At 66.2% G+C, this 13,080-nt stretch carries 13 protein-coding genes; 4 read left to right on the forward strand and 9 right to left on the reverse strand.

The window, feature by feature from the left end:
* Position 1: 1 nt before the first annotated feature.
* Positions 2-886 carry a LysR family transcriptional regulator gene (locus ACSVDO_RS17765; protein ID WP_332539400.1) on the reverse strand — a complete coding sequence of 295 codons (885 nt, stop codon included), beginning with the start codon at positions 884-886 and terminating at the stop codon, positions 2-4.
* A gap of 155 nt (positions 887-1,041) precedes the next feature.
* On the opposite strand from ACSVDO_RS17765, the gene ACSVDO_RS17770 reads away from it, so the two are divergent.
* Complete coding sequence (locus ACSVDO_RS17770) at positions 1,042-2,589, forward strand: MFS transporter (RefSeq protein WP_489593746.1); 1,548 nt, start codon at positions 1,042-1,044, stop codon at positions 2,587-2,589.
* Here ACSVDO_RS17770 and fabF read toward each other — a convergent pair.
* Complete coding sequence (fabF, locus tag ACSVDO_RS17775) at positions 2,552-3,823, reverse strand: beta-ketoacyl-ACP synthase II (RefSeq protein ID WP_489593748.1); 1,272 nt, start codon at positions 3,821-3,823, stop codon at positions 2,552-2,554. The genes ACSVDO_RS17770 and fabF overlap by 38 nt on opposite strands.
* Positions 3,824-3,924: 101 nt before the next feature.
* On the opposite strand from fabF, the gene ACSVDO_RS17780 reads away from it, so the two are divergent.
* Together ACSVDO_RS17780 and ACSVDO_RS17785 are read left to right on the forward strand one after the other, a co-directional pair.
* The gene (locus tag ACSVDO_RS17780) at positions 3,925-4,533 is read left to right on the forward strand and encodes a TetR/AcrR family transcriptional regulator (RefSeq protein ID WP_489593749.1); all 609 of its coding nucleotides are present in this window, start codon (positions 3,925-3,927) and stop codon (positions 4,531-4,533) included.
* A gap of 178 nt (positions 4,534-4,711) precedes the next feature.
* Entirely contained in the window at positions 4,712-5,923 is a 1,212-nt protein-coding gene (locus tag ACSVDO_RS17785) for an MFS transporter (protein ID WP_489593751.1), read from the forward strand.
* Between the two features lie 12 nt (positions 5,924-5,935).
* Here ACSVDO_RS17785 and ACSVDO_RS17790 read toward each other — a convergent pair whose 3' ends face one another.
* The 3 genes from ACSVDO_RS17790 to ACSVDO_RS17800 form a co-directional block, all read right to left on the reverse strand.
* Positions 5,936-7,309: an Nramp family divalent metal transporter gene (locus tag ACSVDO_RS17790; RefSeq protein ID WP_489593753.1), complete on the reverse strand. Its 1,374-nt coding sequence runs from the start codon at positions 7,307-7,309 to the stop codon at positions 5,936-5,938.
* Positions 7,310-7,321: 12 nt separating this feature from the next.
* On the reverse strand, positions 7,322-7,522 hold the full coding sequence (locus ACSVDO_RS17795) for a hypothetical protein (protein ID WP_332547857.1): 201 nt from the start codon (positions 7,520-7,522) through the stop codon (positions 7,322-7,324).
* A gap of 68 nt (positions 7,523-7,590) precedes the next feature.
* Complete coding sequence (locus ACSVDO_RS17800) at positions 7,591-8,562, reverse strand: ferritin-like domain-containing protein (protein WP_489593755.1); 972 nt, start codon at positions 8,560-8,562, stop codon at positions 7,591-7,593.
* A gap of 330 nt (positions 8,563-8,892) precedes the next feature.
* Between ACSVDO_RS17800 and ACSVDO_RS17805 the strand changes: the two genes are divergently transcribed.
* Entirely contained in the window at positions 8,893-9,456 is a 564-nt protein-coding gene (locus tag ACSVDO_RS17805; protein ID WP_332539385.1) for a fasciclin domain-containing protein, read from the forward strand.
* A gap of 91 nt (positions 9,457-9,547) precedes the next feature.
* Here the strand turns inward: ACSVDO_RS17805 and ACSVDO_RS17810 are convergent, their stop codons facing one another.
* The 4 genes from ACSVDO_RS17810 to ACSVDO_RS17825 all read right to left on the reverse strand — a co-directional run bounded on the left by ACSVDO_RS17810 (position 9,548) and on the right by ACSVDO_RS17825 (position 12,814).
* Positions 9,548-10,003: an ATPase gene (locus ACSVDO_RS17810; protein ID WP_489593757.1), complete on the reverse strand. Its 456-nt coding sequence runs from the start codon at positions 10,001-10,003 to the stop codon at positions 9,548-9,550.
* Between the two features lie 73 nt (positions 10,004-10,076).
* Positions 10,077-10,307, reverse strand: a complete 231-nt coding sequence (locus ACSVDO_RS17815; protein ID WP_489593758.1) for a hypothetical protein — start codon at positions 10,305-10,307, stop codon at positions 10,077-10,079.
* A gap of 324 nt (positions 10,308-10,631) precedes the next feature.
* On the reverse strand, positions 10,632-11,726 hold the full coding sequence (gene ychF / locus ACSVDO_RS17820) for a redox-regulated ATPase YchF (protein ID WP_332539824.1): 1,095 nt from the start codon (positions 11,724-11,726) through the stop codon (positions 10,632-10,634).
* Positions 11,727-11,830: 104 nt separating this feature from the next.
* On the reverse strand, positions 11,831-12,814 hold the full coding sequence (locus ACSVDO_RS17825; protein WP_489593760.1) for a porin: 984 nt from the start codon (positions 12,812-12,814) through the stop codon (positions 11,831-11,833).
* Between the last annotated feature and the right edge of the window lie 266 nt (positions 12,815-13,080).

Raw genomic sequence — 13,080 nt, forward strand, 5'->3', positions numbered from 1 at the left:
ATCAGCGCAGAACATTGGCGCTGAGACAGTCGATGAACGCGCGCAGCTTGGGAGAGAGATCGCGGCTCGCGGGCCACAGAATCCACATCACGCCGCTGTCGCCGCTGCAGTCGTCGAGCACCGTCTGCAGCCGGCCCGCGCGCAGGTGCGGCGCGGCAATGAAATCGGGCAGGCAGGCAATGCCCTGGCCGTGCAAAGCCAGGTGGATGCGCATTTCAACGCTGTTGCAGACCAGCGACTGCGGCAGCTCGGGCAGGGCTTCATCGGGTGCGGGCGGCAGCGGCCAGGCCTCGAGCCGGCCCGTGCTGGGATAGCGGTAATGCAGGCAGATATGCGACTGCAGCTCGGCCGGGCTTTGCGGCCGGCCATGCGCGGCAAAGTAGTCGGGCGAGCCGACCAGCACGCGGCGGAAACTGCCCAGGCGGCGGCGCTTGAGGCCGGAGTCGGCAAGCACGCCGGTGCGCACCACGGCATCGAAGCCGTCGCCGATCACGTCGACCATGCGGTCGGAAAAATCCAGGTCCAGTTCCACCGCGGGATAGCGGCGCATGAACTCGGCGATCACGGGCTCGAACAGTCCGCTGTGCCGCGGCAGGCTCACGCGCAGCTTGCCGCGCGGCGCGGCGCTGGCCTGGGTCATCTCGAGTTCCGCGGCCTCGACTTCGCACAGGATGCGGCGGCAGCGCTCGAGGAATTTCTCGCCTTCGGCCGTCAGCGCCAGCGTGCGCGTGCTGCGGTGAAACAGGCGCACGCCCAGCCGCTCTTCGAGCCGCGCCACGGCCTTGCCCACGGCCGAAGGCGAAACCCCCAGATCGCGCGCCACGGCCGAAAAGCCCAGGCGTTCGGCGACGCGCACAAAGATACCGATGCTGCCCAGGTTTTCCATCATGACATTGCTCTATTCAAGACATCCATGTCCTAAGTATTCGGAAATGTAGCCGGTTTTTCTTTTACCCATGCACGCCTAACCTACGGCCCTCTCCTGCTGCAGCGCCTGCGCGCTGCCTGCAATCCCTGCAAATTCTCTGGCGAAACTTCTTCATGTCTTCGATTTTTTCCCCTGCAGCCCTGCGCTGGCTGCAGCTGCTGGCCGCCTGCCTCACCGCCCTGCTGATCCCGCTGTGCTTCACGGGCCCGGCCGTGGTGCTGCCCGCGATCAGCCACGAACTGGGCGGCAGCTCCGCGCAACTGGCCTGGATCATGAACGGCTACATCCTGAGCTATGGCGGCGCGATGATGGTCGCCGGCAGCCTGACCGATCTCCATGGACGGCGGCGCATCTGGCTGATCAGCCTGGCCTGGTTCTGCCTGTGCACCTTCGCCATTCCCTTCGCGCCCAGCGTGCTGTGGATCGATCTGCTGCGCCTGCTGCAGGGTCTGGGCGGCGCCGCGGCCTTCGCCGCCGCCATGTCCTCGCTCGCGCCGCTGTTCGAAGGCCGGGCGCGGGCCCGCGCTTTCAGCCTGCTGGGCACGACGTTCGGCCTGGGCCTGGCGTTCGGCCCGCTGATCTCGGGCTGGCTGGTGGAAATCAGCAGCTGGCAAGGCGTGTTCCACGCGACCGGCGTGGTCGGCGTGCTCGGCTGGCTGCTGGTCGCGGCCAGCGCTTCGCGCGATCTCCCCGCGGCCCGGGGCGGGCTCGACTGGCCCGGCGCGATCAGCTTCACGCTGGCGCTGGGACTGTTCACCTACGGCATGCTGCTGGTGCCCGAACAAGGCTGGGGCGATGCCACGGTCATTGCCTGCCTGCTGGCCAGCGCCGCGATGTTCGCCGCGTTCGCGGCGATTGAAAAGCGCGCCGCGCGCCCCATGCTCGAACTGGATTTTCTGCGCGACCCCGGCGTGCTGGGCGTGCAGGCACTGGCCGCGTCGCCGGCCTTTCTGTTCATCGTGCTGATCGTGCTGCTGCCCAGCCGTTTCATAGGCATAGACGGCTACGGCGCGCTGCAGGCCGGACAGATGATGGTCTGGCTCGCGGCGCCGCTGCTGGTCGTGCCCTTCGCCGCCGCGCTGCTCACGCGCTGGTTTGCGCCGGGCACGCTGTCGGGCGCGGGCCTGCTGCTGGTCGGCGCGGGGCTGGCCTGGCTGGCCCAGGCGTTCGGCCAGGGCACAGGCGCGGCACTGCACGCGCCGCTGCTGCTGATAGGCGTGGGCATAGGCCTGCCCTGGGGATTGATGGATGGTCTCGCGGTGAGCGGCGTCGCGCCCGAGCGCGTGGGCATGGCGACGGGGCTGTTCAACACCGTGCGCGTGAGCGCCGACGGCGTGGCGATCGCCGTGGTCAGCGCGCTGCTCGCCGGGCTGATACAGCAGCGGCTGGCCGCGCAGATCGGCGCATCGGTCCCGCCCCAGGCCCTGCTCGAGGCATCGGGGCGCGCGGCGCTGGGCGAGCTGCAGGCGGGCGCGGCGCTGCTGGGCCCGCAGGCCGCGCTGCTGGCGCAAAGCTATGCCCAAACCTTCATCCAGGTGCTGCAGCTGCTCGCGGGTCTGGCCGTGCTGACGGCCGCCGCCGTGGTCTTCCTGCTGCGCCGCCCGCAGAGCGCGGCGGACGCGATCAGTGCGCGAATCGCTTCAGGATCAGCGTCGCATTGACGCCGCCGAAACCAAAGCCGTTGAGCATCGCGTGCTCTATGGCCTGGGGCCTGGCCTGGCCCATGACCAGGTCCAGGCCTTCGGCCAGGGGATCGGGGTTCTCGAGGTTGAGCACCGGAGGAACGATCTGGTCGCGCAAGGCGAGCACCGTGAAGATCGCGGCCGCGCCGCCAGCCGCGCCCAGCATGTGGCCCAGCGCCGATTTCGTCGCCGTGATCGAAGGGCCCCGGCCCGTGCCGAACACCTTGCGAATGGCTGCGAGCTCGCCCTTGTCGCCCACGGGCGTGGACGTCGCATGGGCATTCAGGTGCTGGATGTCGCCGGGCTGCAGCCCGGACTGGCGCAATGCGGCCAGCATGGAACGCGCCGCGCCCGAGCCGTCTTCAGGGCCCGAAGTCACATGGTAGGCATCGGCCGATGTGCCATAGCCCACGACTTCGGCCAAAGGCGTCGCGCCGCGCGCCAACGCATGTTCGAGCGATTCGAGCACCAGCAGGCCCGCGCCCTCGGCCATCACGAAGCCGTCGCGCGCCGCATCGAACGGCCGCGACGCCGTTGCCGGGTTGTCGGCGCCCGAATTCGACAGCGCCTTGGCCGCGGCAAAGCTGCCCAGGGCCACGCGATCGATGGTGGCTTCGCTGCCGCCGCACAAGGCCATGTCGGCTTCGTCGCTGCGTATCAGCCGCGCCGCATCGCCCATGGCCTGGATGCTCGCGGCGCAGGCCGTGACCGGCGCGCCTATCGGGCCTTGCAACTGGTGGCGTATCGATACCTGGCCGGCGGCGAGATTCGCGAGAAATGCCGGCACCGTGAACGGCGACAGCCGCTGCGGCCCCTTGCCGTCGGTGGTGCGCACGGCGTCGACGATGGTGCCGAAGCCGCCCACGCCCGAGCCTATGATGGTCGCGGCGCGCTCCTTTTGCGCCGCCGTGGCATCCTGCCACTGCGCATGCGCGAGCGCCTGGTCGGCCGCGCCCAGCGCGAACGCCGTGAAGCGGTCGAGCCGGCGCAGTTCCTTGGCAGAAATCACGGCTTCGGGATTCCAGCCCGCCTCGGGGTCTTCATCGAGCCCCGGCACACGTCCCGCGACGGCCGCGCCCGTGCCGGCGCTGATCGCGGGATCGAGCGCGCGCAGGCCCGACTGCCCGGCAAGCAGCCGCTGCCAGGCCAGCTCCACATTGGCGCCCAAAGGAGAAACCAGCCCCAAACCGGTGATTACGACACGTCGACCCATACAACACCTTTCACGCGCCCGGCCCATGTCATCCCGGGCCAGGCTCTATTGATGATGACGATCATCATAATTTATTTTTGATGATGGTTATCATCTAAGCCATGAAGGTCAGCAAAACCCAAGCCGCAGAAAACCGCGCAGGCATAGTCGACGCCGCTGCCCGTCTGTACCGCGAAAAAGGGCTCAGCGGCGTCGGCGTCGCGGAGATCACGCGCGATGCCGGTCTCACGCATGGCGGCCTGTACCGGCATTTCGCATCCAAGGACGCGCTCGCGCGCGAAGCCTGCCTGCGCGCTTTCGAGTGGACCATCACGCCGCTCGACGGCCTCGAGCAGGATGGCAACGCGCCCGCGACCGCCAAGCTCCAGGCCATGGTCGACAGCTACCTTTCGGTCAATCACCGCGACCATCCCGGCGAAGGCTGCCCCGCGGCCGCGCTCGCCACCGACGCAGCGCGCGCCGGCCCGGAAATGTCCGAAGTGTTTGCCCAGGGCGTGGAGCGCAATATCCAGCGCTTCATGCGCGTGCTCGAAGGCGAGCCTGCGGAAAAGCGCGCCCAGACCGTCGTCATGCTCAGCAGCATGGTGGGCGCGCTGGCGCTGGCGCGCGCGACCGCGGCGGGCAATCCCGCGCTGTCCGCGGAAATCCTGCGTACCTTGCGCGAGCGGCTGGTGCCCGGCGCGCAGGATGTCGATGGCCTGCCCGAGTGAGGCGTTTTGCCCCTGAAGACGACGCAGTCGTCCAGCGCGGGCCTCCAAGGGTAATCCCCAGGCAAATGTAAACTTGCGAATAGCCCGTGGCGCGTTGCGCCCCGGGTGTCCCTTTCTGCCTTATCGCCCGCATCTGATACCGGTTCCGCGCGGCCGGAGCCTCTCGTATTTCCCGCACATGAACAGTCCCGTCACAACCCTTTCGCCAAGCGTGACCGCCGTGGCCGGCAGCGCCGATCGCTCGTTTCTCAAGGCCCTGCTTGCGCTGGGCGTGGGCGGCTTCAGCATAGGCACGGGCGAATTCGTCATCATGGGACTGCTGCCCGATGCCGCGCAGGACCTGAGCGTCTCCATTCCGACCGCAGGCCACCTGATCAGCGCCTATGCCATGGGCGTGGTGATAGGCGCGCCGGTGCTCGCGGTGCTGGGCGCGCGCATGCCGCGCCGCCAGTTGCTGATGGCGCTGATGCTGCTCTACGCGATCGGCAATTTCGCCAGCGCCGTGGTGCCGGGCTATGCCAACATGGTGCTGATGCGCTTTTTCAGCGGTCTGCCGCACGGCACCTACTTCGGCGTCGCGGCGCTGGTCGCCGCGCATCTGGCGCCGCCCGGGCGGCGCGCCCAGGCCGTGGGCTATGTGATGCTGGGACTGACCATTGCCACGCTGGTCGGCGTGCCGCTGGCCGCGGGCCTGGGCCAGTGGCTGGGCTGGCGCGCGGCGTTTGCCCTGGTCGGTGCGATCGCGGTGCTCGCGGTGGCCCTGGTCTGGCGCTGGATTCCCGCCCTGCCCGCGCCCGCCGACGCCAGCCCCTGGCGCGAACTCGGCGCGCTGCGCAGCAAGCAGGTATGGCTCACGCTGGGCATTGCGGCGATAGGCTTCGGCGGCATGTTCTCGGTGTTCAGCTACGTCAAGCCCACGCTGATGAATCTTGCGGGCCTGCCCGAGCAGGGCGTGCCTTTCGTTCTGGCGCTGTTCGGCGTGGGCATGGTGGCCGGCAATCTGGTCGGCTCGCGCCTCGCCGACAAGGCGCTGATGCCCACCATTGGCGGCATGCTGGCCTGGTCGGGCGCGGTGCTGCTGCTGTTCTGCTTCACTTCCCACCATCTGTGGCTGGGCTCGTTCAATGTGCTGCTCGTGGGCACGGCCGTTGCCTTGGGCCCGGCCCTGCAGATCCGGCTGATGGATGTCGCAGGCGAGGCCCAGACCCTGGCCGCGGCGCTCAACCACTCGGCGTTCAATCTCGCCAACGCGCTGGGCGCCTGGCTGGGCGGCATCACCATCTCGCTGGGCCTGGGCTGGGAATCGACGGGCTGGGTCGGCATGCTGCTGGCGCTGGGTGGCCTGGTGATCTTCGGCTTTGCGTGCGCCGACAAGAAGCGCCACGGCTGAAGCGGCAGGGCCTCAGACCCAGAAAAGCCGCTGCAGCATCCACAGATTGAGCGAGACCACCACGGCGGCGCAGCCCCACAGCGCAATCGACATCCTGCGCCCGAAGCACAGCTCGCCCAGCACCTTGCGGCGCGTGGTGAACAGCAGCAGCGGCACGATGGCGAACGGCAACTGCAGGCTCAGCACCACCTGGCTGAAAACCAGCAAGGCACTCGCGCCCGCGCTGCCATACCAGGCCGTGGCAATCACCGCGGGAACGATGGCGATCAGCCGCGTCAGCAGCGCGCGCCAGGCGGGCGACAGCCGTATCTGCAGAAAGCCTTCCATCACGATCTGCCCGGCCAGGGTGCCCGTGACCGAGGAGCTCAGGCCCGAGGCCAGCAGCGCCACGCCGAACACCGCGCTGGCCATGCCCACACCCAGCAGCGGCGACAGCAGGTGATAGGCCTCTGAAAGCTCGGTCACCGGCGCCTGGCCGGGGCGGTTGAATGCGCCCGCGGCCACGACCAGGATGGCGGCGTTGACGAACAGCGCCAGCCCCAGGGCGACGGTGGAATCGAGCGTCGCGTAGCGTATCGCCTGGCGCGTGCCGGCAAGGCTCTTGTCGTGCGCGCGCGTCTGCACGATGGCCGAATGCAGATAGAGGTTGTGCGGCATCACGGTGGCGCCGAATATGCCCACGGCCAGATACAGCATCTCTGGATTGGTGACGATTTCCGCGCGCGGCACGAAGCCCGCGAGCACGCTGGCCAGCGGTGGATGCAGCCACACCAGCTGCGCCGCAAAGCACAGGCCTATCAGCGCCACCAGGCCTATCACCACCGACTCGAGGCAGCGAAAGCCGCGGCTTTGCAGCGCCAGGATCAGCATCACATCGACCACGGTGATGCACACGCCCGCGATCAGTGGCAGGCCGAACAGCAGGTTCAGGCCTATGGCCATGCCCAGCACTTCGGCCAGGTTGCAGGCCACGATCGCGATCTCGCAGAAGAACCACAGCAGCAGATTGATGCGCGGCGAGAACTGCTCCCTGCAGGCCTGGGCCAGATCGCGGCCGCTGGCCAGTCCCAGCCGCACGGCCGCGGCCTGGAACAGCATGGCCATCAGATTGGAAGCGAAGATCACCGCCAGCAGCGCGTAGCCGAACTGCGAGCCGCCCGCGATAGAAGTGGCCCAGTTGCCCGGGTCCATGTAGCCCACGGCCACCATGTAGCCCGGCCCGGCGAAGGCCAGCGCGCGCCTGGCGTTGAGCGTTGCGCCCGCGCCGCGCGGCACCGGCACGCTGCGGTGCACCTGCGGCAGGCTGGCAAAGACCGGGGCATCCCGGCCCGGGGAAATGTTGGCGCCGCGCTCCATGGCGGCGTCTGCGCAGGCAACGGTATCCATGGCCGGCTGCGCTTATTGCGGACCCAGGCTGCGCGCTGCGGGCGAAGACGCGGGCGCGTGCTGGGCGCCCGAAGCCAGCGCAATCATGTCCATGGTAAGAATGCTTGCACCGGCCAGCATGATCAGGCCGCCCACGCAGCGGCGGGCAATGGTGACGGGCCGCAACCGCCTTGACGCCGGCTTGTGTGACGAAGGGCTGAAAGAGAAAGCCATGGAAAACTCCTTTTCTACCAACACTTGTGCCTACCCATGGTCCGCCCGCAGGCGGACCGCCACGGCCATCAGGCGTAGGCGCTGCTCATCACCAGCGAACCATTGACACCTGCAGGGAAGAACCCGCCCTTGGACGCCGCGTCCTTGTTCAGGTAGACGATGTTCAGCACATCGCCCGGCGAGCGGCTGTAGGCGATGCCGTTGGCGTCGAGCGGCACGATGTTGGACGTCGTCGCATCGCCCGTGATGCCCTGGTCCACATCGGTGGAGCCGTCGAGGCTGTCGCGCGCATTGGAAATGGCACCCGCCGCATCGCGCAATGCGGGCGTTGCCAGCCCCTTGGCGTACAGCACGGTGCGCACCAGACCCGCGTGATAAGCCTCGGCCGCCAGGATGCCGGCCGCAGCTTCAAGGTAGGTCTTGTTGGTGATCAGCGGCGCCGCGCCCTTGTAGGCCGTCACGCCCACGTCCTCGAAGATGAACGCGCCCAGCAGGAAGTTCTCATCGCTCGCATAGGGATCGAAGGCCACGCCCGGCCCGACCAGGCCCGCGGCGCGCGCCGCCACGGAGAACGCGCCGTTCGGGTCCGTGCCGCCGATGTCGATGCGCGGCTGGGCCACGGCCGCCGCGCCCAGCGCCTTGCGCAGAAACTCCACATGGGCCAGTTCGTCCTGGGCGATTTCCTTGGCGTACTGGGCCACCACCGGATCACGGAAGGACACGGCCCGCCCGCCCACGACCGCGCCTTGCGTGCCCACGCCGCCTTGCAGATTGGCGGGCAGGCCGGTGCCGAACACCGCGTAGTAATAGAACTGCGACTCCAGATACTCCAGGTTGAGCGCGAAGTTCAGGATCTCTTCATCGGTGGGCCCCGAGGCCTGGGCAATGGCATCACCACCGCCGCCGCCGCAGGCGGTCAATATCGCGCCGCCCGCCATGCCGACGGCCATGCCACCGGTCTTTCTGAAGAAATGGCGCCGATCTTCGAGCTTCTGCGCGCGTTTTTGCAAGACACCTATCAACACTGATTCGTCGGACATGGAAATTCCTCTCGATTCGCGTCGAACGCGAGTACCAACGTGAGAGTGCGCCTTCGGCTGAGAGCACACGGTGTGGCAAGAAATGTCCGCATCGAAGAGGTTCACACCTGTCCGGAAAGAAGCCGGCATCCCTTGCTGCTACTGGATACGCAGCAAGCAAGGAGATTGGATTCACCTATTTTGAAAAATATTCAGCGCGTACCGGATTTCCGGGCGTTGCCGGCACGCCGCGTGATTTTCCGAAAAATTCTTGAATCCAGGCCGCGGGGTCGCTGCGTATTCATTTCAGCCGAATCGATTTGGCTGTTCATTCAACTCAAGGAGCCTTCCATGACATCGACCCAAACCACCCGCAAGATCGCCTCGTTCAGTCTCGCCCTCGTGATGTCAGCAGCGTCCGTCGCCGCCATGGCGGATGTGATGGTCGGCGGCGCGCCCATGCTCGCCTCCAAGGACATCATCGACAACGCGGTCAACTCCAAGGACCACACGACCCTGGTGGCCGCGGTCAAGGCCGCAGGCCTGGTCGATACGCTCAAGAGCCCCGGCCCGTTCACCGTGTTTGCTCCCACCAACGCCGCCTTCGACGCCCTGCCTGCCGGCACCGTCGACACCCTGCTCAAGCCAGAGAACAAGCCTGCGCTCACCAACATCCTGACCTACCATGTGGTGGCCGGCAAATGGGATGCCGCAGCGCTGTCCAAGATGATCAAGGACGGCAAGGGCATGGCCAGCATCAAGACCGTCAGCGGCGGCACGCTGGTGGCCAAGTCGAATGGCTCGAAGATCATGCTCAGCGATGAAAAGGGCGGCATGGCGACGGTGACGATCGCCGATGTCTACCAGTCCAACGGCGTGATCCATGTGATCGACAAGGTGCTGCTGCCCAAGTAAGTCCACGAAAGCAAGAAACCCTGCAAATCAATGACTTGCAGGGTTTCTTGAGGCCCCATGCAAGCGCATGAGGTAACTGCGGGCAGTCGCCCTATTCAAACTTGTCCCACAAGGCCTTCTTGAACCAGGCGGGCATTTCATCGGATTTCATTTCAATTTCCACGCCGTCCGTGACTTCCGCTACCCAAAGACGATCGGAGTCCGAGTTGTCGAAGATGTAGGCCCTGTCCGCATGCATCACTGCTTGCGACAGCAATTCCAGGGAGCGCACATACCGGCTGCGAATCTTGTCCTCTGCCACGGGATGCCCACCAGTCTGCACGCGATAGCTCACACGCGCCACATTGATGTCGGGGTCTTCCGTTGCCACGAAATACAGGTAGGTGCGGTAGCCCGCCTGCTGCGCCTTTCGCAAAAACGCCACCTTGTCTGGCGAGGACATGACCGTCTCGAATGTGAAAGATATCCGCGCCCCCAACAGCTTGTGGCGAATGAAGTCGGCGAGCACCGAGGCCCAGTAGGAATTGACGGCCACGGTGCCAAACACGACCCGGCTGTCCAGCAGCTCTTTCCCGAGCCGTTGGGCCCGGCAAACATCCGCAGCCGTGGAACCGCCGCACTCATGCCTGGCGCGCTCTAACCCGCTTCTCGCCCACGCGCACTTCAGTCGGCTTGGCTATGTTGCGAATGACACGCACCGAGCCTTCTGCCGTGGTTTCAATCAACTGCCCCTTGCGTGCCTCGATCACCTTGCCGCTGGTAGTCAGCGCTTGCAGGTACGCCAGCTTGACCGCATTGCCGGCCAGCTCGGGAATACGGGCCTCCATGCGCTGCATGGACTCTTCACTCATTCGAGTGTGGTTCATCGTTGTCCCCCATGATTCCGTGCTGTTCACACCGGGCCAATTTCGTGAGTCCGCACAGGAAAATCCTCACCTATGGTAGCGAGAACGGAGTAGGCCCATGAGACAAGCCACTTGCTCCCGCCCCTTCAGCGCGGCAATCTTGGCCAGGCTCCTGCGCCGCCCTGAATGCCGCCTTGGTTCGTCATCCCCCTGTGCATTCAAGCTGCCGCCCTATACGCGCACATCAGCGCGCAACAAAAAAGCCCCGTAAACCTTTGATTTACGGGGCTTTCGACACCTTATGCAAGCGCATGAGGCAACAGTCCGAACTCAGACGTTGAACAGGAAGTTCAGCACGTCGCCGTCCTTGACCACATATTCCTTGCCTTCGGCGCGCATCTTGCCCGCGTCCTTGGCGCCCTGCTCGCCCTTGTAGGCGATGAAGTCGTCAAAGGCAATGGTCTGGGCGCGGATGAAGCCGCGCTCGAAGTCGCCGTGGATCACGCCCGCGGCCTGGGGTGCGGTGGCACCGACGGGAACGGTCCAGGCGCGCACTTCCTTCACACCGGCGGTGAAGTAGGTCTGCAGGCCCAGCAGGCGGAAGCCCGCGCGGATCAGGCGGTTCAGGCCGGGTTCGTCCTGGCCCATTTCGGCGAGGAACATGTCGCGATCCTCATCGCTCATTTCCGACATCTCGGCTTCCATCTTGGCGCAGATGGCGACCACGGGCGCGCCCTGGGCGGCCGCGTATTCCTTGAGGCGGTCGAGCAACGGATTGTTCTCGAAGCCGTCATCGCTGACGTTGCCGACAAACATCGCGGGCTTGGCGGTGATCAGGCAGAACTGCTTGAGCAGCGGCGCATCTTCCTTGGAGACCGGCACCACGCGCGCGGGCTTGCCTTCGTTGAGTGCGGCCAGGATGGGAGTGAGCAGCGACACCAGCTTGGCGGCGTCCTTGTCGTTGCCCGACTTCGCAGCCTTGCTGTGGCGGTTGAGCGCCTTCTCCACCGTTGCCATGTCGGCCAGGCACAGTTCGGTCTGGATGACTTCGATGTCGGAGATAGGGTCGACACGGCCGGCCACGTGGATCACGTTGTCGTCCTCGAAGCAGCGCACCACGTTGACGATGGCGTCGGTTTCGCGGATGTGGGCCAGGAACTGGTTGCCCAGGCCTTCACCCTTGCTCGCGCCCGCGACCAGGCCGGCGATGTCGACGAACTCGACGATGGCCGGAACGATGCGCTCGGGGCTGATGATCTCGGCAAGCTGGTTGAGCCGCGGATCGGGCACTTCGACCACGCCGGTATTCGGCTCGATGGTGCAGAAGGGGTAGTTTTCGGCCGCAATGCCGGCCTTGGTCAGTGCATTGAAGAGGGTGGACTTGCCCACATTGGGCAGGCCCACGATGCCGCATTTCAGGCTCATGGCAGGGCTTTCTGGAAATCTTGGGACAAACCCGGTATTTTAAGGGCTTGGCGCATATCCCTGCCAGCCATGCCTTGCGGGCATGGCCGGCCACGGGGCCGCACTCAGAATGCGTGCGACATTCCCACACCGAAAGCGGTGCGCGATTCCACATGCGCATCGCGCTTGTTTCCAAGGCTTGCGTACAGCGTGGTGCGCTTGGACAGCGCGTAATCGGCGCCCACCGAGACGAAGCGGTTGGTGTCCTGGTTCAGTCGCTGGTGGCCGAAACCGGCCTTGAGCGTGGTCGCGCCCATCTGGTAGGTGCCGCCCAGCGTGGTCGCGCGCGACTCGCTGACATTGGCCGCATTGCGGCTGAAGTCGTGGGCCAGCATCACGGCCGCGCTGCCGAAGCGGTACTTGCCGGCGAGAAAGGCGTTCTTGTCGCCCAGGCTGTTGCGCTCGAGCGCGGCCATCGCGGCCACGGCCTGGCGGTCATATTCCACCACCACCGAATAGGGCCGCCCGGTCGCGCACAGCGCGGTCTGGCGCTCGGGCGAAGCGCTCAGGCGCAGCGTGAAACCGGCGATCTGGGGCGAATCGTAGAAGATGCCGTTGTTGATGCGGCCGTACTCGGCCGTGCCGTTGTTGCCGAACGGATCGCTGGGCGTGAGCGCATGCCACTGGTACCAGGCGGGCGAGGCGATGCGGTTGAAGTTGGCCCAGGGATCGAACTTCCAGTCCTGGGCCCACATTGCCGTCAACGCCCGGCCCACGCGCACCGTGCCCCAGTTGCCCTGCAGGCCCACGGTGGATTCGTCGTGCCAGAACGGCTTGACGCCCGCGCCTTCGGTGTTGCCGGTATCGAGTTCAAGGCGCGTGCCGAGGCGAAACACGGCTTTGAGGCCGCCGCCCAGATCTTCGAATCCCGAGATCGCCACATTGCTGCGCTGTATCGTGCCCAGTTGATTGACGCCGTCGAAGCCGCGATAGACGCCGGCGTCGAGCAGCCCGTTGATCGATACCGAGGATTGCGCCCAGGCGGGCACGGTGGCCGCAAGGGTGCCAAGGACTGCACAGGCCAGAAGCCGGGGTGGGTTGCAGCGCATGATGAATTCTCCTTTGGTGTTCGCTGGACGGATCGCAGTCCGGTCCGTTTGCAAAGGCGCAAAGCTAGCGCTCCACTGGACCGTGTCGGCGTCTGATCAGCGAATGGAATGGAGGCAGGTGCCTCGGTGATGGCCGGGCCTGCGCGTCTTGCGCGCATTGCCCGCCGGCAGAAAACTGCGGGCAGCACATCCTGCGGGGGCCTTGCGGGAAGGGCCATGGCAGGTGCGAACGCCGCCGCATCGAGAGCGCCGCGCAGGGGATTGGA

The organism is Comamonas sp. DB36 (assembly GCF_057914905.1).

Coding starts and splice junctions, on each gene's coding strand:
- ACSVDO_RS17765 (WP_332539400.1), bottom strand. CDS start 886: ATGGAAAACCTGGGCAGCATCGGTATCTTTGTGCGCGTCGCCGAACGC.
- ACSVDO_RS17770 (WP_489593746.1), top strand. CDS start 1,042: ATGTCTTCGATTTTTTCCCCTGCAGCCCTGCGCTGGCTGCAGCTGCTG.
- fabF (WP_489593748.1), bottom strand. CDS start 3,823: ATGGGTCGACGTGTCGTAATCACCGGTTTGGGGCTGGTTTCTCCTTTG.
- ACSVDO_RS17780 (WP_489593749.1), top strand. CDS start 3,925: ATGAAGGTCAGCAAAACCCAAGCCGCAGAAAACCGCGCAGGCATAGTC.
- ACSVDO_RS17785 (WP_489593751.1), top strand. CDS start 4,712: ATGAACAGTCCCGTCACAACCCTTTCGCCAAGCGTGACCGCCGTGGCC.
- ACSVDO_RS17790 (WP_489593753.1), bottom strand. CDS start 7,309: ATGGATACCGTTGCCTGCGCAGACGCCGCCATGGAGCGCGGCGCCAAC.
- ACSVDO_RS17795 (WP_332547857.1), bottom strand. CDS start 7,522: ATGGCTTTCTCTTTCAGCCCTTCGTCACACAAGCCGGCGTCAAGGCGG.
- ACSVDO_RS17800 (WP_489593755.1), bottom strand. CDS start 8,562: ATGTCCGACGAATCAGTGTTGATAGGTGTCTTGCAAAAACGCGCGCAG.
- ACSVDO_RS17805 (WP_332539385.1), top strand. CDS start 8,893: ATGACATCGACCCAAACCACCCGCAAGATCGCCTCGTTCAGTCTCGCC.
- ACSVDO_RS17815 (WP_489593758.1), bottom strand. CDS start 10,307: ATGAGTGAAGAGTCCATGCAGCGCATGGAGGCCCGTATTCCCGAGCTG.
- ychF (WP_332539824.1), bottom strand. CDS start 11,726: ATGAGCCTGAAATGCGGCATCGTGGGCCTGCCCAATGTGGGCAAGTCC.
- ACSVDO_RS17825 (WP_489593760.1), bottom strand. CDS start 12,814: ATGCGCTGCAACCCACCCCGGCTTCTGGCCTGTGCAGTCCTTGGCACC.